Origin of the sequence: Xanthobacter nonsaccharivorans (assembly GCF_043194755.2) — a bacterium.
In the GTDB taxonomy this organism is placed as follows: Bacteria; Pseudomonadota; Alphaproteobacteria; order Rhizobiales; family Xanthobacteraceae; genus Xanthobacter; species Xanthobacter autotrophicus_G.
Genome location: NZ_CM195526.1, coordinates 4340073 through 4361168, shown reverse-complemented (window position 1 = coordinate 4361168; position 21096 = coordinate 4340073). Strand labels below are relative to the sequence as shown.

Genomic DNA, 21096 nt, shown 5'->3' with positions numbered 1-21096 from the left:
TGAAGGGCTTGCCGTTCCCCGGACCAGCGAAGGCGCAGCCTGAGCGCCGATCCGGGGTTCAGGGGAGACTTCGGCGAAGCCGGCAATACCTCAAGGCCGCGCTGGAAAAAGCCGCCTTCGGCGCGGTTGTGCGCTGGGCCCCGGCTCTCCTTCCGCTGACGCTGCAGTCGGCAGGGGCGGGAGGGCGGTTTCACGCGCTCCCGTCATCCCCCGGCTCGTCCGGGACCTCCACGTTTCCGCGCTGCTGCGCCGGATGCCCGCGCGCCGTCTTGACCGATGACGGCGGAGAAAGGCCCAAATGAAAATGCCCGGCGCGAAGCCGGGCATTTTCATTTCGCGGGCGTGCTTCCCCTCAGGCGGCGGCCAGCTCTCCGGCCAGCGCCTTGCGGATCAGCTCGCGGGTTTCCGTCACGCCGTAGATCTCCACGAAGGAGCCGAAGCGGGGGCCGCGCTCGAGGCCCAGCAGCACCTGGTACAGGGTGTTGAACCACTCGATGGACACACCCGGCCGCGCCTCGGTCGCGCCCTTGGCCTTGAGGTCCTGGTAGCGCGGGATGGGGCGGGCCACGTCGTAGAGCGCGTTCTGGATGTCGTCGGCGGTGGCTTCCCCCGGCAGGGCAGCCAGCGCCGCGTCGAGCTTTTCCAGGGCGTCCCGCTCCACCTCGTCGGGGGCGCGGAACACCTTGTTGGGCTTCACGAAGGCGTGGAAATACTTCACCGCATAGCCGACCAGTTCGGCGAGCTTGGGGTGGGTCTCGGCGGACACGCCTGGCACGTGGCGGTTGAGGAAGCCCCACAGCACGCTTTCGTCCTCCGTGTTGGAGGCGGAGGCGAGGTTGAGCAGCATGGTGAAGGACACCGGCATGTCCACCTGCGGCGGATCGCCGGCATGGATATGCCACACCGGATTGCCGAGCCGCATCTTCCAGTCCTGCTCGGGATACTTGGCGAGGAAGCCGAAGTAATCGTCCACGTTGCGCGGGATCACGTCGAAATAGAGCCGCTTGCCCGAGCGCGGCGACTGGAACATGAACAAGGCGAGGCTCTCCTGCGAGGCATAGCTCAGCCAGTCCTCGATGGAGAGGCCGTTGCCCTTCGACTTGGAGATCTTCTGCCCCTTCTCGTCGAGGAAGAGCTCGTAGTTGAAGCCCTCCGGCGGCTCGCCGCCCAGCGCCCTGGCGATCTGGCTGGAGAGCTTCACGGAATCGATGAGGTCCTTGCCGGCCATCTCGTAATCGACGCCGAGCGCCACCCAGCGCATGGCCCAGTCGGGCTTCCACTGGAGCTTGCAGTGGCCGCCGGTGACGGGGACGGTGACCTTCTCCTGCGTCTCCGGGTCCTCGTAGGTCACGGTGCCCTTACTGGGGTGATGCTCCAGGATCTGCACCTGCAGCACGCGGCCGGTGCGCGGGCACACCGGCAGGAAGGGCGAATAGGACGCCGCCCGCTCCTCGCGCAGGGAGGGGAGCATGACGTTCATCACCTTCTCGTAGTGCTGCAGCACCTTGAGCAGGGTCGCGTCGAACCGGCCGGACATGTAGCAGTCGGTGGCCGACATGAACTCGTACTCGAAGCCGAAGGCGTCGAGGAACGACCTGAGGCGCGCGTTGTTGTGCTCGCCGAAGCTGTCATGGGTGCCGAACGGGTCCGGCACCTTGGTCAGCGGCAGGCCAAGGGCGGCCTTCAGCATCTCCTTGTTCGGCACGTTGTCCGGCACCTTGCGCAGGCCGTCCATGTCGTCGGAGAAGGCGACGAGGCGGGTCTTCACCCTGTCTTCCGTCAGCACGCGGAAGGCGTGGCGCACCATGGTGGTGCGCGCCACCTCGCCGAAGGTGCCGATGTGCGGCAGACCCGAGGGGCCGTAGCCGGTCTCGAACAGCACCGGGTCGTCCGCCCGCTCCTTGGGCCTGCGCTTCAGCCGCTCCACCAGCTTGCGCGCCTCCTCGAACGGCCAGGCGGTGGCCGTCTCGGCGACGCGCTTCAGCTCACCGGCAAGCGTGGCCGGATCGGCAAAGGCGGACGAGGCTTCAGTCATGACAGGCTCCGGAAAAGGAGCGCGGAACTTAGGAATGTCGGACGGTTGCGTCAACGCGATCCGGCGCGGGGCAGGCTCATGCCTGGGTCTGGCCGGGACGCGGGAGGTGCCGGCGGGCGACGGGCAGCACGAGGTGCACCATGCCCACCACCATGGGCGGCACGGCGAGCAGGGTTGTGGCCCACACCGGCCAGCCGGTGGTGAGCGGCGAGAGCAGGGTGAGGATCGCGTTGATGAGCCCATAGGCGCCAACCATCATCAGGCCCAGGAAGCGCAAATGGGCAAGAACGGCGAGAATGCTCATGGCGGGAACTCCGAAGGCGGGACCGGTTGCGCTCCGATTGGAACGAAACGATCCGTTCCTATGTGGCGATTGATATATACGATCCGTTTCGTTATGCAAGGGGAAATTCGAGGACGCAGCCCCGATGACCGATCCCACCGCCACGGAGCGCCGCCGCTCCTCCATCGGCGCCCGGCGCAGCCCGGAGACGGAGGCGGCGATCCTGTCCGCCGCGCGGGAGCTGCTGGCGGAGCGGGGCTATGCCGGCTTCTCCATCGACGAGGTGGCGCGGCGGGCGGGGGCGGGCAAGCCCACCATCTACCGCTGGTGGCCCACCAAGGCGGACCTCTTCATCGACGTCTATTCGGCGGAGAAGGCCGCCCACATGGCCCTGCCGGAGACCGGCGCCCTGTGGAGCGACATCCTGGCCTACACCCGCGCGCTCTGGGGCTTCTGGCGGGAGACCCCCTCGGGCCGCACCTTCCGCGCGCTGCTGGCCGAGGCGCAGACCACGGACGCCGCCCTCGCGGCGCTGCGCGAGAAATTCCTGCCGGAGCGGCTGAAGGACCTGCGCCACATGTTCGAGCGCGCCGCCGCCCGCGGCGAGATCGCGCCGGAAGCGGTGGATGACCTCCTCACCCTCTACATCGGCTTCAACTGGGTGCACCTGCTGACCGACCGCCTTGCCGACGACCCGCCGGCCATCGCCCGGGTGGCCCGCCTCATTGCGGGTACCCCGGCGGGGGAGGGACGGTAGGGCGCGATCCGGGCACATGGCCCCAAGGTGCCCGGCGCCATCTGATCGGCGCGCGGTCCACCAGGGGAGCGGCGTCCGGCCTCAGTAGAAGCCGATGGGGAACCAGCGCAGGTAGGTGTCGGTGTAGACGCCCTTTTCCCAGATGCGCTGGAGGGCGAAGTCGATGGCGTGGCGCAGGGTGTCGTTGCCCTCCTTCACCGCCACGGAGAAGCCGTCGCCGAAGAAGCGGCTCTCGGTGAAAGGCCCGCCCACGAAGCGGCAGCAGCCGGCGCTCTCGGTGCCGTTCAGCCAGAGGGCGAGGGTGATGCCGTCGCCGAACACCAGGTCCACCTGCCCGGCCTTGAGCGCCTCCTGGGCGGATTTCAGGTCGGCATAGGTGCGGATGGCCGCCTCGTTGAAGAAGGAGCGCAGATAGGCCTCGTGGGCGGTGCGGCTCACCACGCCGATCTTCTTGGAGGCGACGGTTTCCGGCGTCGCCGTGTCCAGCGTCTCCTGCGCCTTGCCCACGAAGCGGGCCGGGCGGCCGAGATAGCGCTCGGAAAAGTCGAAGGTGGCGCGGTTGGCCGGGGTGGCGGCGATGCCGGCGATGGCCGCGTCCGCCCGCCCCTCGCCGATGGCGTCGGGAATGGCGTCGAACGCCGCCGCCTGGATCACGCAGGTCACCGCCAGCTCGGCGCAGACGGCGCGGGCGAGGTCCACGTTGAAGCCGGAGAGGATGCCGTCCGAATTCAGGAAGTTGAAGGGCGCGTAGTCGTCGGTGGTGACGAAGCGCAGCTCCTTCGGCAGGCGGGCGGCGTCCGGGCGTTCCACCCGGCGCTCCACATTCCAGAAGTTCGGCACCATCACCGCCTTCAGCTTCGGATCCACCGTCGCGCCGAACACCGGCGGCGGGGGTTGCGGGGCGGCGGACGGGGGAGGCGGCGGCGTGGGCGCGGTGCGGGCCGGCTGGGCATGGGCGGGCGATCCGGCCGTCGCCAGCGCCATCATCGCCGCCGCCACGCCCAGGGTCGCCGCCACGCGCGCGCGCCGGCGGCGGGGCGGGGCGAAAAGGTCTGGTCGCGCCATCGCGGTTCTACTACCTTGAGGTTGCACTGCAGCGGGCTGGGCCCATAAGGGCCGGGGGACGGGCGCATGGTGGGGGACGCGCGGGCCTCCGGCAAGGGCCGGAGGAAACCGCAGGCGGGGCATTTTGTCGATGCCCCGCGCACCGGGGACGAGGGGAAAACCGGGGGCATGTCCGCGCGCGCGCCGGAGCCGGCCGTTGTGCCCCTCGCGGCGCCCGTCACGGTGCCCTTGCCGCGCGCCCTGCCGCCGGAGCTGCGCCCCTTCGTCGGTCACCTGCCTGCCGAGACCCTCGCCGCCGCGGCCGCGCGGGCCCGTCGCCTCGGGGTGGGGGCGGACGAGGTGCTGGTGGCGCAGGGCACGGTGGACAGCGCCACCGCCGCGCGCCTTTTCGCCGCCCACCTGGGCGTCGCCCTCGCCGAGCTGGAGACGGATCCCCCGGCGTTCGACACCGCCATGGCCGAAGCCATGCTGCGCACCGGCGTGCTGCTGGAGGCGCCGGCCGGCCTGCGCCCGCGCTATGTGGTGGCGGCGCGGGGGCGGGAGGCGCGCCGCCTGTTCCGGGCGCTGAAGGCGGACGGGAGCCTCCCCGGCCGCCTGCGCCTCGCCCCGCCCGAGGCGCTCCGCCGGACCGTGGCACGAGCGGCGGGGCCGGCGATGACGGCGCGGGCGGTCACGGCGCTGCTGCAGGCAAGGCCCCTCCTGTCGGCGGCGAGCCTCAGGCCGGCGCGCGCCCTCGCCGTCATCGCCGGTGCCGTCGCCGCGCTGCTCGCCGTTCTTCTCGCCTGCGCGCCCGGGGAAGGGCTGCTGGCGACGCAGATGCTGCTGTCGCTGCTGTTCCTGTCCTGGATCGCGCTGCGCTTCGCCGGCTGCCTGTTCCAGCCGCCGGAGGACGAGCCCGCGCTCCAGGACGAGCGGACGCTGCCGCTCTATTCCGTTCTGGTGCCGCTTTACCGGGAGGCGGCCAGCGTGCCGGGCCTCGTCGCGGCGCTCTCCGCGCTCGACTATCCGCCGGAGAAGCTGGACATCAAGCTGGTGGTGGAGGCGGACGATGCCGACACCCGCGCCGCCATCGCCGCCCTGCGCCTGCCGCCGCACATGGAGGAGGTGGCGGTGCCGGCCATCGGCCCGCGCACCAAGCCGAAGGCGCTGGATGCGGCGCTGCCCTTCGCACGCGGCAGCTTCGTCGCCATCTGCGACGCGGAGGACCTGCCGGAGCCGGACCAGCTGAAGCGGGCGCTGGCCGCCTTCCGCAGGGGCGGCCCGCAGGTTGCCTGCGTGCAGGCCCGGCTCGCGGTGGACAATGGCGCCGACAGCCTCGTCGCCGGCCATTTCGCTGCCGAATATGCCGGCCAGTTCGACGTGCTGCTGCCGGTGCTGAGCGCCCTCGGCCTGCCGATTCTCCTGGGCGGCACCTCCAACCATTTTCGCCGCCGGGTGCTGGAGGAGGTGGGGGGCTGGGACCCCTTCAACGTCACCGAGGATGCCGACCTCGGCATCCGCCTCGCCCGCGCCGGCTGGCAGACCCGGGTCATCGCCTCCACCACCTATGAGGAGGCTCCGGTGACGGTCAACGCCTGGCTCGGCCAGCGCACGCGCTGGCTGAAGGGCTGGGCGCAGACGCTGATGGTGCACGGCCGCCGCCCCCGCGCGCTGGTGCGCGACCTCGGCCCTGGCGCGACGCTGGCGCTCGCCGTGCTTGCCGCCGGGCCGTTCGCGGCGGCGCTGGTGCACCCCCTCTGCGTCGCCGTGCTGGCGGTGGACGTGGTGCGCGGGGTGGCGGGGGTGCCCTGCACCTCGCCCGCCGAGGTGCTCGCGTCCGCTCTCGCCTATGCGACGCTGGCGGCCGGCTATGCCGGCACGGTGGCGACCTCCATCGTCGGGCTGCGGCGACGGGGCTTCGCCATGCGCTGGGCCATCGCCCTCAGCATTCCCGCCTACTGGCTGCTGCTGTCGGTGGCGGCATGGCGGGCGGTGGTCGAGCTGGCGCGCCGCCCCCATTTCTGGCGCAAGACCGAGCACGGCCTCGCCCGTCGCCGCGCGGCGACGGGGACCCCGGTCAGAAGTAGCGCTTCAGCTCCGCCGCCGCCTCGGCCGGCGGCCGCTTGGAATTGAACGGCGCGACGAAGGTGCCGGTCTTGTCCATGAGATAGACCACGGCGGTGTGGTCCATGGTGTAGTCGCCGTCCTTCAGGGGCACCTTGCGGGAATAGACGCGGTATTCCTTCTTGATCGCCTCGATGGCCTCCGGCGAGCCGGTGAGGCCGCGGATCTGCGGCGCGAAGCTGGAGACGTAGTCCTTGAGGGACTCCGGCGTGTCGCGCTCCGGATCGACGGTCACGAAGAAGGCCTGCGCCTTGGCTGCATCCGGGCCGAGGGCGGTGAAGATCTCCGTCATCTCGAACAAGGCGGTGGGGCACACGTCCGGGCAGTGGGTGAAGCCGAAGAAGATGAGGCTGGGCTTGCCCTTCAGGATGGCCTCCGTCACCGGCGCGCCGGTCTGGTCCACGAGCCTGAAGGGCCCCCCCACCTGTGCCGTGCCGGTGCTCGTCACCGTGGGCCGGGGCGGCGGCGCCAGCAGCGTGACGGCGACGACGAGCACGAGGGCGCCGGCGGCGAAGGCGGCGAAGAGCGCGATGATCTTGCTGCGTTGGGAGATGCTGTGCGGGGCCATGGCCTTCCTTCACCGCGGCGGGGGCGCGGCCTTGCTGTCTTTCACTGCGCCGGAGCGCTGCTCATCGTTCCCGGCCGCCTGCCGGGGCGGCGGCCGTCGGTCTTGTCGCTAGGACCTCACAGGCAGGAGGCGATGCCGGCGTTCAGCATGTCGAAGAAGACGGTGGCGCCATGGCGCAGCCACAGGAGCACGCCTGCGGCGAGCAACGCGCCGACGGTCGCCACCGCGGCGAGGATCATCAGCCGCTCCGACGGCCGGCCCGTTCCGGCGGGCCGCGGGGCGGCCTCGCTCAACGGCCGGTGGAGGGTCTGCGCCATGGTCTGCTCCAGAAATTACGCGTCCCGGTGGGGCTGCCGCCCAGACTAGCGCGGACGCCCCCCGATTTCCAACGTCCGCCGTCTCACCGAAGCGTGACAAAGGCGCCCGGATACCGGCGCTGCCCGGCCCCTAAACCGATTTATCCGCCGTTGACGCGCCCCCGTGCCCGTTCTAGGTTTTGCGCCATGAACGCGTGCGGACACCAGACGCCTGCCGCTTTTGCGGCACAACGGCGAATTCCCCGCCCGGTCGACACCGTCGGCCGGGTGTTCTGACGCGCCGTTCCGGAATTCCTCCCGCGGCGCGACCCGTGGAGCCCTCGAGGCTCCGCCCGCTGCGCTTGTGACGCCTCAACCCGCGTCCTTCCCCGGAAGTTTTCCCATGTCCACGCTTCACCCGTCCCACGACGGCGCCCCGGCCGGCGCCGAGCTCTACCGCCTTGCTGTGGAGGCCGAGGGCGACCCCAATGCCCTGCTGCGCCTGCTCGAACCCTTCGTCATCCATGCCGTGCTGCCCCACCGGGTGGATTGCGCTGCGTCAGCTGGCGGACTCAGCGTGGAGGTGGAATTCTCCGCGCCGCCGGACCTCGCGCTCCGGCTGAAGATGCGCCTTGCCACCATGGTCTGCGTCCGCGATGCGGAGCTTGCCCGCGCCTCCTCCCCCGGGGCGGCGGGCCGGCTCGGCGCGGCCGCCTGACGGAGCCCCCATGCTGAACATCCTCGCCGAGATCGCCGTCATCGTCCTGCCGGTCTTCGGCATGGTGCTGGTGGGCTACGTGTCCGCCCGCGTGGGCCTCGTGAGCGAGCGGGCCACCGACGGCCTCGCCGAATTCGTGTTCAGCCTGTCGGTGCCGGTGCTCATCTTCAAGACGCTGAGCGAATCGCGCCTGCCGGAGGCGCAGCCCTGGGGCTACTGGATCGCCTATTTCACCGGAGCCTTCTTCGTCTTCGGCCTCGCCATGCTGGCCGCGCAGAAGCTGTTCGGCCGCGGCCGGCAGGAGGCGGTCATCCACGGCTTCGCCGCCGGCCAGGCGAACACGGTGTTCGTGGGCGTCCCGCTGATCCTGAAGGCTTATGGCGAGGCGGGAGCGGTGCCGCTCTTCCTGCTCATCGCCATCCACCTGCCGGTCATGCTGGTGGCGGCCACCGTGCTGCTGGAAGGCAGCGCCGGCTTCTCCCGCGCCACCGTCATCAAGCTGGTGAAGGCGCTGGCGCTCAATCCCATCCTGCTCGGCATCTATGCCGGGGCGCTGGCCAAGGTGGTGGGCATCCAGGCGGTGGGCGTGCCCAAGCAGATGATCGACCTGCTGTCGGCCGCCGCCACCCCCTGCGCCCTCATCTCCCTCGGGCTGTCGCTGAAGCGCTACGGCATGGCGGGTGGCGACCTCGCCCCCTCGGCCGTCATCTGCTTTCTCAAGCTGGTGGTGCATCCGGCGGCGGTGCTGGGCCTCACCGCCTTGTTCACCATGCCGCCGGTGTGGGCCGGGGTGGCGGTGCTGTTCGCCGCCATGCCGAGCGGGGTGAATGGCTATCTCCTCGCCCAGCGCTACGGGGTGGCGGTGGGCACCTCCACCAGCGCGGTCTCCCTGTCCACGGGGCTGGCGGTGGTGACGGTGGCCTTCTGGCTCTACGTGCTGGGAGTGGGGTAGGCCGGCTCCGCGAGCCCGAGCCGGCGGCGGATATCCTCCGGCGTGGCGCCCGCCGCCCGCAGCGCGGCGAGGCTGACGGCGGCATTGCTCTTGGAAAGCTTGTGGCCGCTCGCGTCCAGGATCAGGCGGTGGTGGTGATACACCGGCGCCGGCAGGCCCAGCAGGCGCTGCAGCAGCATGTGGACCGAGGTGGCATGGAACAGGTCCATGCCGCGGATCACATGGGTGATGCCCTGAATGGCGTCGTCCACCACCACCGAGAGGTGGTAGGAGGTGGGCACGTCCTTGCGGGCCAGCACCACGTCGCCCCATTGGGCGGGGTCGGCCGGCACGGTCCGCAGGGGACCTTCCGGGGCGCCCTCCGCCTCCTGCCAGGAGAGCGGGCCGCCCGCGGCCGCCAGCGCCGCCGCCATGTCCAGCCGCAGCACGAAGGGCGCGCCGGCGGCCCGCCGTGCCTGGCGCTCGCGATCGGCCATGGCCGTGCGCGGGAAGGGGTAGAGGGGCGCGCCGTCCGGATCGCGGGGGGCGGGGCGGCTGGTGGCCGTTTCCTGCTCGCTCACCGCGCGGGCGATGTCGGAGCGGCTCTCGAAGGCGGGATAGACGAGGCCCATCCCCTCCAGCCGGGCGAGGGCGGCGGCATAGTCCGCAAAATGCTCCGACTGCCGGCGCGGCGGCGCATCCGGCGTCACGCCGAGCCAGGCGAGGTCGTCGCGGATGGCCTGCTCATAGTCCGGGCGACATCGGGTGGCGTCGATGTCCTCCATGCGCAAGAGGAACGTGCCGGACAGGCGCCGCGCCGCATCCGCATTCACCAGCGCCGAGAAGGCGTGACCGAGATGCAGCCGCCCGTTGGGGCTCGGAGCGAAGCGGCAGATGAAGGGGCGCGCGTCGGGGGGAGAGGCGTCGAGCATCGCGGCAGGCTAGAGCGCGATCCGACTGGATGGAACAGGAACTGTCTCGATCCGATCGGGGAATCCCCCCGTAAGTTATTGAACAGAGGCGGGTCCGGTCCCAGCATGGGGCATGGCAGGGAGAGGAAGATGCAGGAGCCGCAGCTCAGTGACCAGGGCGTCTTCGAGACGGCGCTGGATGCCCTGATGGCGCTGGACCCGCGCCTCGTGCCCCTGGTGGAGGTGGCGGGGCGGCCGGCGCTGCGGCGGCGCCCACCGGGATTTGCCGGGCTGGCGGCGGTGGTGGTGGCGCAGCAGCTTTCGGTCGCCTCGGCCCGCGCCATCCATGGCCGGGTGGAGGCGTTGCTGGGCGGCGCGCCCACCGTGGAGCGCCTGCTCGCCGCGACTCCCGAGGCACTGCGGGGCGCGGGCCTTTCCGCGCCGAAGATCCGCACCCTCACCGGCATCGCCCGCGCGCTGGCGGACGGGGTGGTGGACCTCGACGCCGTGGCGCGCCTGCCGGCGGATGAGGCCGCCGACATTCTGACGCGCCTGCCCGGCGTGGGGCTATGGACCGCTGACATCTACCTGCTGTTCTGCCTGGGGCGGGGGGATGCCTTTCCCCAGGGCGACCTCGCCTTGCAGGTGGCCATGGGCGAGGCCTTCGAGCTGCCGGGGCGCTGCACGCCGCAGGGCCTCCTCGCCATCGCCGAGGATTGGCGGCCGCTGCGCGGCGTGGCGGCCCACCTGTTGTGGGCGTACTATGGCGCGCGGCGCGCCCGGCAGGGGGCGCCGGCCTGAGGGGGCGACGCGCGCCCCGAGCGCCGGCGGCCTGGCGGCGGGAGCGGCCGCGAAGAGGTCATCATGCGCTTTCCCCTCGACGGAGTTTCCCTCGACGAGCCGATCCTGGATGGCCCGCGCCTGCGCCCGCGCCACGGCGGCGACCCGGATTGCCTCGTGGTTCTGCTGCACGGCTATGGCGCGGACGGGCGCGACCTCATCGACATCGGCACCGCCTGGGCCGAGCTTCTGCCCGGCGCCGCCTTCGTCTCCCCCCATGCGCCGGACCCCTGCGAGGGTGCGCCGGTGGGGCGGCAATGGTTCCCGCTCACCTTCCGCGATCCCCACGAGCTGACCCGCGGAGCGGAGGACGCCGCGCCTCTCCTGCGCGACTTCCTCGCCGAGGAGCTGGCCAAATACGATCTGCCGGCCTCGCGCCTCGCCCTCGTGGGCTTCAGCCAGGGGGCGATGATGGCGCTGAAGCTCGCCACCACCGCGCAGGAGGCGCCGGCGGCGGTGGTGGCCTATTCCGGCCTGTGGGTGGAGGTGTCCGGCGGTGTGACGGAAGGGCTGGAGCTGCCGGCCCGGCCGCCGATCCTCATGGTCCACGGCTCGGAGGACGAGGTGATTCCCGAGGCGGCCCTGTTCGCCTCCGCCAACGGGCTCGCGGCTGCGGGGGTGCCGGTGGAATGGCACCGCAGCGTCGGCCTCGGCCACGGCATCGATGAAACCGGCCTCGCCCATGGCGGCGCCTTCCTCGCCCACGCGCTCCGCCGTGGCGGCGGCGCTTGAGCAGTCGCCCAATATCCAACAGTCGTCGGGGGTGATTTAGCCGGCGGCTTCACAAGAATGACACGGTGCATATAGAGTATCGCCGCCGTACCGGGATCGTCAGGCGCGATTCGGTACGCAAGACGAGGAGTTGGGTCCTTGACCACTGCTTTGTCACCCGGTGCCTGGCCAGCGCTCGTGCTCAACGCGGACTACCGTCCCTTGAGCTACTACCCGCTGTCGGTCTGGAGCTGGCAGGATGCAATCAAGGCCGTCTTCCTCGATCGGGTGAACATCGTCGAATATTACGACAAGGCGGTGCGAAGTCCGGGGTTCGAGATCAGGCTGCCCAGCGTGGTTTCACTGCGCGCCTTCGTGAAGCCCACGCGACAACCGGCCTTCACCCGCTTCAACGTCTTCCTGCGCGACCGCTTCTCCTGCCAGTATTGCGGCTCCCGCGACGATCTCACCTTCGATCATCTCATCCCGCGCTCCCGGGGCGGGCAGACCACCTGGGAAAACGTCGTCGCCGCCTGCTCCCCCTGCAACCTGCGCAAAGGGAGCCATATGCCGGGCGACGTGGGCATGTGGCCGGCGCAGATGCCCTTCCAGCCCTCCGTGCACGACCTGCACCAGAACGGCCGCCACTTCCCACCGAACTATCTGCACGAAAGCTGGCTGGATTATCTCTACTGGGATACCGAGCTCGATCCCTGAGCGCCGTCAGGCATCGCGACGGGTTGTCGCGCCTCCGAACGCCACCAGCGCGAGTCCCGCGGCGATCAGCGCGTTCCATCCGGCCATGGAGATGCCGAACAGCCGCCAGGCCGCCTGGTCGCAGCTGGGCACTTCCGTCTTCCTGAGGGCGGAGAGGATGTCGCCGCCGAGGTTGGGCGTGCCGGTGCAGGTGGTGGGGCCCGGCCAGAAATGCCACTCGATGCCGGCGTGATAGACCGCCAGGGCCGAATTGCCGACCATCGCCAGCCCGAGCACCACCAGCAGCGCCCGCGCAACGCCCCGCCGTTCGCCGCGGGCAGCCCAATAGGTCAGCAGACCCAAGGGAATGGCGGCGTAATAGGCGATCCGCTGGTCGAGGCAGAGCGGGCAGGGCGCGAGCCCGATCACCAGCTGGAAGTACCACGCCGCAGCGAGCGTCATGGCGGCGCCGGCCACCAGCATCAGGGCGGCGGTTTCTTGATCACGCAGGGGCAAGGGCGGCCTCTCCCACAGGCGCGCCGCAGTTCGGCGCTGCACCGCGATAGACCGGCGCAGACGGCCTTGTCCATGGCGAACAGGCGCGGGGACGGGCTCCTGACGCAGCTGTGAGCGAAGGGCGGCGGTGCCCCGACACCTTGGAACTCTTCTTACTCAGCCCGCTCCGTATGGCACCGCACTGCAATGTGGGGTATAAACTTGCTAGTCGTCTTCGGAGGCATTCGCATTGCGTTTCCTCGTCGGCGGCATATTTTGGATATAGCGATACAGATTGCCGACGAAATGAACGAGATGCCCCGCACCCGCTTCCCCTTCGTCGCGCCCGCCAACCAGGGCAGCGACATGCACGATGGTCCCGTGCTGCCCGTTGCCCAGCTTCGGGACATCAACACCACGCGCCGGACCGGCTGCCCCTTCCATGACGTCCGCGAGATGCTGAAGGAAGTGGGCCTGCGCCCGACCCGCCAGCGCCTTGCCCTCGGCTGGCTGCTGTTCGCCAAGGGCGACCGTCATGTGACCGCGGAAATCCTGCATGAGGAAGCCATCAAGGCGCGTTTCCCGGTGTCCCTCGCCACCGTCTACAACACCCTGCACCAGTTCACCGAGGTGAGCCTGCTGCGCGAGGTGGCGGTGGACGGGTCCAAGACCTATTTTGACACCAACGCCTCCGACCACCACCATTTCTACCTGGAAGGCCAGAACGACCTCGTGGACATCCCCGCCCAGGATGTGGAGGTGAGCCTCCTGCCCGAGCCGCCGGAAGGCTACGAGGTGGCGCGCGTGGACGTGGTGGTGCGCCTGCGTCGCAAGACCCGCAGTTGATAAGGACCGCGCCAGGCCCGCGTTTCGCGGGCGCGCGATGAGCAGGGTGCGATGGCCGGGCATGTCCCGGCCATATGTGTTTCTGGCGGGGCTTTTCGCGCGATAGCGGAAGGGAGACGGCACCGGCGGCGCGAGCACCTGGCGCCTTCAGGGGCGGCCGGCCGCTCGGCCGGAGGCCCGAACGGCACGGGCCTTCAGGATGGAGGCGGCCAGTGCGGCGCCCCCGGCGGCGTCAGATGCTGCGCAACGGCTTTTCCAGCACCGCCAGCACGCGGGGCAATTCATGGCCGCGCTTGAGGATATGGCCGGTCTGCGACACCACGCTGTACATGCCCTGCCGGCGGGCGAGGCGCGGGTCCTTCTCGATCCGGTAGAGCGGCACGTCCATGGCGCGGCGGAAGATGGCGAACACGGCCTTGTCGCGCAGGAAGTCGATGGCGTAGTCGCGCCATTCGCCGAGGGCCACCATGCGGCCGTAGAGATCAAGGATCCGGTCGAGCTCTCGCCGGTCAAAGGTGACTTTCAGCGGGGGAGTGGCGGGCACCGCGGGCTGGGCCGGCGTTCCTGCGCGGTGCGCCAGGACTATGGGTTCGACGTCTCCCATCGGGCCTCCTTGTGGTCAGAGGCGCCGCAGACGGCACCCGCGCGCTCCACGGGGCTCCATGATCACTGCGGGCGGGCAAGCTTTCAAGCCCAATCCGTAGCCGGCTGCCACAGGGGGTAAAATGGTTTCAAGATACCTATCACGCCAACGTCAATGGAATCACAGTCTCGCCGGAATTCGGCCAACCGCCCGCCGTGGCGCCGGGTGATCTTCTCTCTCGTAGCAGGGCCGGTTCGCGAGGCGCTCCGGTCTATCCCAGCCCCCCAGCCCCCCGGGGTGCGCGCGAGCCGGCCACTGCTACGCATCGACTTAAGACCCCCAAGTGGCCACCTTCGCGGTGGCTTTTTTTTGGCCAAGCTGCGCACAAGCGCCGCGCAACGGCACTGCGCGCCGGCCTTCGTCTTCCGGCAGGGAGGGGTCAGTCGAGGGACAGCACGGCGGCGCCGAGGATCCGGCCGGGCGCCGTGGGGGTGCCTTCCTGCAGCAGCAGCGCGACGGAATCGGCGCCATCGCGGTGGAGGTCCTTCAGCGCCACCCGGAAGTGGGCCGCGCGGCCCTGCCAGGGAGCGACCCGCACCCAGCCGCGCACCACGTTGGAATAGGTGACGTTGCGTCCGCCATTCTCACCGCGTCCAATGGCAACGGTCTGGCTGCGGGCGATGGGACAGGCCCACAGCTCCGCGCCAGCGTGGCCGGAGGAAGCGCCGGGCAGATCGGTTTCCGGCAGGGCCACCTCAAGGGTGTCGCCGTCGCGCTTGACGTCCAGGGGCACCGCCAATCCCCCGGAGCTGCGGGCGGCGAGGAGGGCGCGCTGCACGGCGGCGCGGTCGCTGCCCTTGGCCACGAGGGTGCCGTCCACCACCATCTGGGGGGTGAACACCTTCCGGTCCGGGCGCTGGTCGGCATAGGCCTTCTGGCGGAGGGAATGGCCGTGCAGGGCGAGGGTGTCCTTCCAGCCCACATAGTCCCAATAGTCCACCGCCAGGGTGAGGGCGAGAACCTGCGGTTCCTTCGCCAGCTCCCCCAGCAGCGCGTCGGCCGGCGGGCAGGAGGCGCAGCCCTGGCTGGTGAACAGTTCCACCACCGTCCTCGGTTCCCCTGCCGCCTTGGGCTGGCTCTGCCCCGCGGCCGGAACGGCGGCGAGGGCAAGAGCAAGCGCGAGGGCGGTGCGGGGGAACAGCATGGAGCGCAATCGGGTTCGTCTGCAATGGAACGGAGGTCCCCGAGATAACCGAGCCGGCGGCCAGCGACCAGTCACAATGGGGTGTCGGGACTCTCTTCGATAAAGTAACGAGCGTTCAAAAACGAAGGATGCCGGCGCGGAGGAAGGCTCCGGCCGGCATCGCAAAGGTGAAGGGCGGCGGCGTGCGCCGCCCTTCAGGTCCTGATCTTGCCTCAGGCGGCCAGCGAGCGCAGCACGTAGGGCAGGATGCCGCCGTTGCGGAAGTAGTCGAGCTCGTCCAGCGTATCGATGCGGCAGACGAGGTCGACGTTCTTCACGGTGCCGTCGGCGAACTTGACCTCAGCCGTCAGCGTCTGGCGGGGCTTGAGGTCACCCTCGATGCCCTTGAGGGTGACGATCTCGTCGCCCTTGATGCCCAGGGTCTGCCAGCTCTCGCCGTCCTTGAACACCAGCGGCACGATGCCCATGCCCACCAGGTTCGAGCGGTGGATGCGCTCGAAGGACTGGGCCACCACGGCGCGCACGCCGAGCAGCTTGGTGCCCTTGGCCGCCCAGTCGCGGGACGAGCCGGTGCCGTACTCCTTGCCGGCGAACACCACCAGCGGCACGCCCTCGGCCCTGTACTTCATGGCCGCGTCGTAGATGGGCAGCTCCGCGCCATCCGGATAGTGGATGGTCACGCCGCCTTCCACGCCCGGCACCATCTGGTTCTTGATGCGGATGTTGGCGAAGGTGCCGCGCATCATCACTTCATGGTTGCCGCGGCGGGTGCCGTACTGGTTGAAGTCCACCGGGCGCACCTGATGCTCGATCAGGTACTTGCCCGCCGGGGACGCCTGCTTGATGGAGCCGGCCGGCGAGATGTGGTCGGTGGTGATGGAGTCGAGGAACAGGCCCATGATGCGGGCGTCGATGATGTCCTTGACCGGCTCCGGCTCCTTCTTCATGCCGACGAAGTAGGGCGGATTCTGCACATAGGTCGAGGCATCCTGCCAGGCGTAGGTCTGGCCGGTGGGGATGGCGATCTTCTGCCAGTTCTCGTCGCCCTTGAAGACGTCGGAGTACTTCTCCTTGAACATCTTCTTGGTGACGTTCTCGCGGATGTACTGGGCAATCTCCTTGTTGGAGGGCCAGATGTCCTTGAGGTAGACGGGCGCGCCGTCCTTGTCGGTGCCGAGCGGCTCGGTGGTGAGGTCCACCTGCAGCGAGCCGGCCAGCGCGTAGGCCACCACCAGCGGCGGGGAGGCGAGGTAGTTCGCCTTCACGTCGGGGTTCACGCGGCCCTCGAAGTTGCGGTTGCCGGAGAGCACCGCGGCGGCCACGAGGTCGCCCTCGTTGATGGCGGCGGACACCGGTTCCGGCAGCGGGCCGGAGTTGCCGATGCAGGTGGTGCAGCCGAAGCCGACGAGGTTGAAGCCCAGCTTGTCCAGGTCGTCCTGCAGGCCGCTCTTCTCGAGATACTCGGCCACCACCTGCGAGCCCGGCGCCAGCGAGGTCTTCACCCACGGCTTGGTCTTCAGGCCCTTCTTCACCGCGTTGCGGGCGACGAGGCCGGCGGCGATGAGCACGGACGGGTTGGAGGTGTTGGTGCAGGAGGTGATGGCGGCGATCACCACATCGCCATGGCCCACCGAATAGTCGGTGCCGGCGACGGGGGCGCGCTTGGCGGCCTCGCCGGGCTTCTTGAACTCGCCTTCGAGGGCGGAGACGAAGCCGGCCTTGGCCTCGGAGAGCAGCACGCGGTCCTGCGGGCGCTTGGGGCCGGCCAGCGACGGCAGCACGGTGTCGAGGTCAAGCTCCAGCGTGTCGGTGAAAACCGGATCGGGCGTGTCCTTCTTGCGCCACATGCCCTGGGCCTTGGAATACTTTTCCACCAGCTCCACGCGGCTGTCCTTGCGGCCGGTCTCTTCCAGATAGTCGATGGTCTCGCGGTCGACGGGGAAGAAGCCGCAGGTCGCGCCGTACTCGGGCGCCATGTTGGCGATGGTGGCGCGGTCGGCGAGGGAGAGGTGCTCGAGGCCCGGGCCGAAGAACTCGACGAACTTGCCCACCACGCCCTTCTTGCGGAGCATCTGGGTGACGGTGAGCACGAGGTCGGTGGCGGTGATGCCCTCGCGCAGCTTGCCGGAGAGCTTGAAGCCGATGACCTCGGGAATGAGCATGGAGATGGGCTGGCCGAGCATGGCCGCCTCGGCCTCGATGCCGCCCACGCCCCAGCCGAGCACGCCCAGGCCGTTGACCATGGTGGTGTGGGAATCGGTGCCCACCAAGGTGTCCGGATAGGCGACGGTGACCGTCTTGCCGTCCAGCTCTTCCTTGCGGGTCCACACGGTCTGGGCCAGGTATTCCACATTCACCTGGTGGCAGATGCCGGTGCCGGGGGGCACGACGCGGAAATTGTCGAACGCGTTCTGGCCCCACTTCAGGAAGCGGTAGCGCTCCTGGTTCTGCTTGTATTCCTCCTCGACGTTCTTCTTCAGAGCGCTGTCGGAGCCGAAATAGTTCACGATCACCGAGTGGTCGATGACCAGGTCCACGGGGACCAGCGGGTTGATGCGCGCCGGGTCGCCGCCCAGCGCCACCATGGCGTCGCGCATGGCGGCAAGGTCCACCACGGCGGGAACGCCGGTGAAGTCCTGCATCAGCACGCGGGCGGGGCGGTAGGCGATCTCGCGCTCGGCCTTGCCGCGGTTGTTGAGCCAGTCCGCGATGGAGACGATGTCGTCCTTGGTGACGGAGCGGCCGTCCTCGAAGCGGAGCAGGTTCTCCAGCAGGACCTTCATGGAGAAGGGCAGGGCCGACACGCCGGGAAGGCCGTTTTTCTCCGCCAGCTCAAGGTTGTAGTAGACGTATTCCTTGTCGTCCACCTCGAGCGTGGTGCGGCATTTGAAGCTGTCCAGAGAAGTCACGGCGCAATAACTCCGGTTCGATGATCGACCGAGGCAGCACCATCCGCGATGGCGGAGCGTGTGTCGTGGTGCGACGTGGCTTCGCACCAGCACTTCGCCACCTTGGACGGCGCGGTTCAGCGGCTTTATAGAGCCATTTCAAAGCGCGGTCATGCGATAACCGCACGCGATGTGCAATGCACCAAAAGCAGGGGACAGGGACCCATGGCGGTGTCGGGTCTGGTGGGGGAGCAGCTGGCCTGCCGCCGGGGATTCAAGCTCCTGTTCGAGGGGCTCGACGTGGCGGCGCGCCCCGGCCGGGCCCTTCTGGTGGTGGGGCCGAACGGGGCGGGCAAGTCGTCCCTGCTGCGCATCCTCTCCGGACTGCTGGGGGCGACGGAAGGGAAGGTGCGCATCGACGGCGGCGGCGACACGCCCATCGGCGAGCACATCCACTATCTCGGCCATGAGGATGCGGTGAAGGGCGCGCTGACCGTCAACGCCAACCTCGCCTTCTGGCGCACGGTGTTGGGGCCGACCGGTCTTTCCGTCGGGGAGGCGCTGGAGGAGGTGGGCCTCGGCGGCCTCGGCCGGCTCAGGGCGCAGGTGCTCTCCGCCGGGCAGAAGCGCCGGCTCGCCATCGCCCGCCTCCTGGTCTCCCGCCGCCCGGTGTGGGTGCTGGACGAGCCCACCACCGCCCTCGACGTGAAGGCGCAGGCGCGCTTTGCCGCCTTCGGCCGGGCGCACCTTGCCGCCGGCGGCCTCCTCATCGCCGCCACCCACGCGCCCCTCGACCTTGGCGAGACCGACGAGCTCCGGCTGGGAGGCCGCGCATGATCGCCACCTTTCTCGCCATCGTCCGGCGCGACATGGCCCTTTCCCTCGGCTCCGGGGGAGGGGCGGGGCTGGGCGTCGTCTTCTTCCTGTCGGTGGTCACGGTGATGCCGTTCGCGGTGGGGCCGGACCTGGTGCTGCTCGCCCGCATCGGACCCGCCATCCTGTGGATCGGCGCGCTGCTCGCCAGCCTCATCGGGCTCGAACGCCTGTTCGCCGCCGATGCGGAGGACGGCTCGCTGGATGCGCTCACCCTCTCCGCGCTGCCGCTGGAGCTGGTGGCTGCGGCCAAGGGGCTTGCCCACTGGCTGGCCACCGGCCTGCCGTTGGTGGTGGCGGCGCCGGTGCTGGCGCTGATGCTGAACCTGGAGCCCGCCGCCATCGGCGCCGTGGTGCTCACGCTGCTGGTGGGCACGCCCGCCGTCACCTTCCTCGGCCTCGTGGGGGCGGCCTTCGCCGGGGCCTTCCGCCGGGGCGGGCTGCTGATCGCGGTGCTGGTGATTCCCCTCGCCATTCCCGTGCTGATCTTCGCCGTGTCGGCGACGCAGGCTGCGGTGACGGGGCCGGTGCCGTTCGGCACCCCGTTCCGCGTGCTGGTGGGGCTCACCCTGTTCGCGCTGGTGCTGGGCCCGGTGGCGGCCGCGGCAGCCCTGCGGGCCGCTCGCAGCTGATTATTCCGCGGCGGAGGGAAGAGGCGCCAGCTCCGCCTCCAGCTCGGAGATCTGGGCCCGTGCGGCGTCGCGGGCCGCCTGCTCCACCGTCCGGTAATTGGCCACCACGGACCGGCCGAGCGCCGTCAGCTCCGTGCCCCCGCCCTGCCGTCCGCCGGTGCGTGGCGAGACAAGGGGAGCGGTGAAAAGGGCGTTCATCTCCTCCACCAGCTCCCAGGCGCGGCGGTAGGACATGTTCATGGCGCGACCTGCCGCCGAGATGGAGCCGGAGGCATCGATCTTCTCCAGAAGCTCGATCTTGCCGGGTCCGATCCGGTTGCCGGAACCGAGGTCTATTCTCACGCTCAGCGACGCCATCGGGAGGACTCGTGCTGCGAAGGTGTCCGGGACCGGGCCAGCCGATAAGGCGGGCCCGGCGCGCCCCTTGAACTGGAACAGCCTAGCAAATGGTCCGGCGTCTTGTCGTTATTCCCGTAGCTATATAACATGCCGTGCGGACGGGAAGCGACCGGCAGAGAACGGACAAGGGGCCACGCACATGTTCATGCGCCAGCTGCAATATCTGGTCGCGGTTTCGCGCGAGGGGCATTTCGGGCGGGCGGCGGAGGCGTGCCGGGTGTCGCAGCCCACCCTGTCGGCCGGTATCCGGCGGCTGGAGGAGGAGCTGGGCCTGCCGCTGGTGATTCGCTCCCATCGCTTCCTCGGCCTCACCCTCGAGGGGGAGCGGGTGCTCGCCTGGGCACAGCGCATGGTGGCGGACTACAAGGGCCTGCGGCAGGAATTGTCCGATGCCTCGGATGGGCTGTCGGGGACCCTGCGCCTCGGCGTCATTCCCGCGGCCATCCCGGCCATGCCGGCGCTGGTGAACGGCTTCTGCACGCATTATCCGCATGTGCGGGTGCAGCTGCTCTCCCTGCCGTCCACCGCCATCCAGCGCGGGCTCGACGAGTTGGAGATCGACGCCGGCGTCACCTATTTCGACAGCGAGCCCCTGAGCCGCGTGCGCCGGGTGCCGCTCTATGAGGAGCGCTATGTCTTCGTCACCGCCGCGCCGGAGTTTGCGGATGTGGAAGCCATCAGCTGGGCGGACGCGGCCGAGCATCCGTTGTGCCTGCTGACGGCGGAGATGCAGAACCGCCGCATCGTCGATCGCATCCTGGCGGCGGCCGGCGTGTCCTCCAATCCGCGGATGGAGGCGAATTCCTTCCTCGGGGTCTGGTCGCTGGTGCGCTCAGGGGCGTGGGCGGGCATCGTGCCCGACAGCTATCTCGCCACCTTCAACGTGCCCGGCCCGCTCCACGCCATTCCGCTGGTGGGGCCGGAGCACAGCCAGTCCGTGGGGCTGGCGACCTCGGACCGGGACCCTGCCTCGCCCCTCGCCGTGGCCTTCCTGCGCCATGTGACGCGCGTGGCGGTGCGCCGCCCGCAGGAGGCGGCGCCGATGCTGCTGGGCGCCTGCGCCTGAGCGATCGGTGCCGGCTATAGATTCTTGAAGCCAAACGATTGGACCGGCCGCGCCCGCGGCCCTTAACTCCTCCCACCGGCGCAAACGAGCCGCCGGTTCAAGACGGATGCGCACGTCGGGCGGCTTCAGGCCGGCCGCCAAAGCCCCAAACAGCGCGAAGCCGCAAGCCAGGGCTGACAAAGCGGACGCGTGCACG

The 21096-nt window shown here is 69.9% G+C and carries 22 protein-coding genes; 11 read left to right on the top strand and 11 right to left on the bottom strand.

Annotation, left to right across the window (positions count from 1 at the left end; genetic code table 11):
- Positions 1 to 352 precede the first annotated feature (352 nt).
- Together V5F59_RS19870 and V5F59_RS19865 are read right to left on the bottom strand one after the other, a co-directional pair.
- Positions 353 to 2035 carry a lysine--tRNA ligase gene (locus tag V5F59_RS19870; RefSeq protein WP_393976892.1) on the bottom strand — a complete coding sequence of 561 codons (1683 nt, stop codon included), beginning with the start codon at positions 2033 to 2035 and terminating at the stop codon, positions 353 to 355.
- Between the two features lie 76 nt (positions 2036 to 2111).
- Positions 2112 to 2339, bottom strand: coding sequence for a putative antibiotic biosynthesis monooxygenase (locus V5F59_RS19865; protein ID WP_393976890.1), 228 nt, complete (start codon positions 2337 to 2339; stop codon positions 2112 to 2114).
- 124 nt (positions 2340 to 2463) lie between these two features.
- Here V5F59_RS19865 and V5F59_RS19860 point away from each other — a divergent pair, with 124 nt between their 5' ends.
- Positions 2464 to 3075, top strand: coding sequence for a TetR/AcrR family transcriptional regulator (locus tag V5F59_RS19860; RefSeq protein ID WP_393976888.1), 612 nt, complete (start codon positions 2464 to 2466; stop codon positions 3073 to 3075).
- Positions 3076 to 3156: 81 nt separating this feature from the next.
- Here V5F59_RS19860 and V5F59_RS19855 read toward each other — a convergent pair whose 3' ends face one another.
- Positions 3157 to 4092, bottom strand: coding sequence for a transporter substrate-binding domain-containing protein (locus tag V5F59_RS19855; protein ID WP_393976886.1), 936 nt, complete (start codon positions 4090 to 4092; stop codon positions 3157 to 3159).
- Positions 4093 to 4308: 216 nt separating this feature from the next.
- Here V5F59_RS19855 and V5F59_RS19850 point away from each other — a divergent pair, with 216 nt between their 5' ends.
- On the top strand, positions 4309 to 6252 hold the full coding sequence (locus V5F59_RS19850) for a glycosyltransferase (protein ID WP_393976884.1): 1944 nt from the start codon (positions 4309 to 4311) through the stop codon (positions 6250 to 6252).
- On the opposite strand, the gene V5F59_RS19845 is transcribed toward V5F59_RS19850, so the two are convergent.
- Positions 6197 to 6811 (bottom strand): SCO family protein, encoded by a 615-nt coding sequence (locus V5F59_RS19845; RefSeq protein ID WP_393976882.1) that lies wholly within the window; start codon positions 6809 to 6811, stop codon positions 6197 to 6199. The genes V5F59_RS19850 and V5F59_RS19845 overlap by 56 nt on opposite strands.
- A 116-nt stretch (positions 6812 to 6927) precedes the next feature.
- On the bottom strand, positions 6928 to 7128 hold the full coding sequence (locus V5F59_RS19840) for a hypothetical protein (RefSeq protein WP_393976880.1): 201 nt from the start codon (positions 7126 to 7128) through the stop codon (positions 6928 to 6930).
- Between the two features lie 382 nt (positions 7129 to 7510).
- Here V5F59_RS19840 and V5F59_RS19835 point away from each other — a divergent pair, with 382 nt between their 5' ends.
- Together V5F59_RS19835 and V5F59_RS19830 are read left to right on the top strand one after the other, a co-directional pair.
- Positions 7511 to 7825 carry a hypothetical protein gene (locus V5F59_RS19835; RefSeq protein ID WP_393976878.1) on the top strand — a complete coding sequence of 105 codons (315 nt, stop codon included), beginning with the start codon at positions 7511 to 7513 and terminating at the stop codon, positions 7823 to 7825.
- Between the two features lie 10 nt (positions 7826 to 7835).
- Complete coding sequence (locus V5F59_RS19830) at positions 7836 to 8777, top strand: AEC family transporter (protein WP_393976876.1); 942 nt, start codon at positions 7836 to 7838, stop codon at positions 8775 to 8777.
- Here V5F59_RS19830 and gluQRS read toward each other — a convergent pair.
- Entirely contained in the window at positions 8756 to 9688 is a 933-nt protein-coding gene (gluQRS, locus tag V5F59_RS19825; protein ID WP_393976874.1) for a tRNA glutamyl-Q(34) synthetase GluQRS, read from the bottom strand. The genes V5F59_RS19830 and gluQRS overlap by 22 nt on opposite strands.
- Before the next feature lie 129 nt (positions 9689 to 9817).
- On the opposite strand from gluQRS, the gene V5F59_RS19820 reads away from it, so the two are divergent.
- The 3 genes from V5F59_RS19820 to V5F59_RS19810 all read left to right on the top strand — a co-directional run bounded on the left by V5F59_RS19820 (position 9818) and on the right by V5F59_RS19810 (position 11935).
- The gene (locus V5F59_RS19820) at positions 9818 to 10468 is read left to right on the top strand and encodes a DNA-3-methyladenine glycosylase family protein (RefSeq protein WP_393976872.1); all 651 of its coding nucleotides are present in this window, start codon (positions 9818 to 9820) and stop codon (positions 10466 to 10468) included.
- Positions 10469 to 10531: 63 nt separating this feature from the next.
- The gene (locus V5F59_RS19815) at positions 10532 to 11239 is read left to right on the top strand and encodes an alpha/beta hydrolase (protein ID WP_393976870.1); all 708 of its coding nucleotides are present in this window, start codon (positions 10532 to 10534) and stop codon (positions 11237 to 11239) included.
- 138 nt (positions 11240 to 11377) lie between these two features.
- Positions 11378 to 11935 carry an HNH endonuclease gene (locus V5F59_RS19810; RefSeq protein WP_393976868.1) on the top strand — a complete coding sequence of 186 codons (558 nt, stop codon included), beginning with the start codon at positions 11378 to 11380 and terminating at the stop codon, positions 11933 to 11935.
- A 6-nt stretch (positions 11936 to 11941) separates the two neighbouring features.
- Here V5F59_RS19810 and V5F59_RS19805 read toward each other — a convergent pair whose 3' ends face one another.
- Positions 11942 to 12430, bottom strand: a complete 489-nt coding sequence (locus V5F59_RS19805; protein WP_393976866.1) for a disulfide bond formation protein B — start codon at positions 12428 to 12430, stop codon at positions 11942 to 11944.
- Between the two features lie 345 nt (positions 12431 to 12775).
- Here V5F59_RS19805 and irrA point away from each other — a divergent pair, with 345 nt between their 5' ends.
- Positions 12776 to 13255 (top strand): iron response transcriptional regulator IrrA, encoded by a 480-nt coding sequence (gene irrA, locus V5F59_RS19800; protein ID WP_393977084.1) that lies wholly within the window; start codon positions 12776 to 12778, stop codon positions 13253 to 13255.
- A gap of 232 nt (positions 13256 to 13487) precedes the next feature.
- On the opposite strand, the gene V5F59_RS19795 is transcribed toward irrA, so the two are convergent.
- The 3 genes from V5F59_RS19795 to acnA form a co-directional block, all read right to left on the bottom strand.
- Positions 13488 to 13859, bottom strand: coding sequence for a DUF2794 domain-containing protein (locus V5F59_RS19795; protein ID WP_393976864.1), 372 nt, complete (start codon positions 13857 to 13859; stop codon positions 13488 to 13490).
- A gap of 418 nt (positions 13860 to 14277) precedes the next feature.
- Positions 14278 to 15042 carry a DUF1223 domain-containing protein gene (locus tag V5F59_RS19790; protein ID WP_393976862.1) on the bottom strand — a complete coding sequence of 255 codons (765 nt, stop codon included), beginning with the start codon at positions 15040 to 15042 and terminating at the stop codon, positions 14278 to 14280.
- Between the two features lie 212 nt (positions 15043 to 15254).
- Positions 15255 to 17951 (bottom strand): aconitate hydratase AcnA, encoded by a 2697-nt coding sequence (acnA, locus tag V5F59_RS19785; protein ID WP_393976860.1) that lies wholly within the window; start codon positions 17949 to 17951, stop codon positions 15255 to 15257.
- 204 nt (positions 17952 to 18155) lie between these two features.
- Here acnA and ccmA point away from each other — a divergent pair, with 204 nt between their 5' ends.
- Positions 18156 to 18767: a heme ABC exporter ATP-binding protein CcmA gene (ccmA, locus tag V5F59_RS19780; RefSeq protein ID WP_393976858.1), complete on the top strand. Its 612-nt coding sequence runs from the start codon at positions 18156 to 18158 to the stop codon at positions 18765 to 18767.
- Complete coding sequence (ccmB, locus tag V5F59_RS19775; RefSeq protein ID WP_393976856.1) at positions 18764 to 19435, top strand: heme exporter protein CcmB; 672 nt, start codon at positions 18764 to 18766, stop codon at positions 19433 to 19435. Before ccmA ends, ccmB begins: the two co-directional genes overlap by 4 nt.
- Here the strand turns inward: ccmB and V5F59_RS19770 are convergent, their stop codons facing one another.
- Positions 19436 to 19792, bottom strand: a complete 357-nt coding sequence (locus V5F59_RS19770) for a winged helix-turn-helix domain-containing protein (RefSeq protein WP_393976854.1) — start codon at positions 19790 to 19792, stop codon at positions 19436 to 19438.
- 181 nt (positions 19793 to 19973) lie between these two features.
- Between V5F59_RS19770 and V5F59_RS19765 the strand changes: the two genes are divergently transcribed.
- Entirely contained in the window at positions 19974 to 20900 is a 927-nt protein-coding gene (locus tag V5F59_RS19765; RefSeq protein WP_393976852.1) for a LysR family transcriptional regulator, read from the top strand.
- Positions 20901 to 21096: the final 196 nt, after the last annotated feature.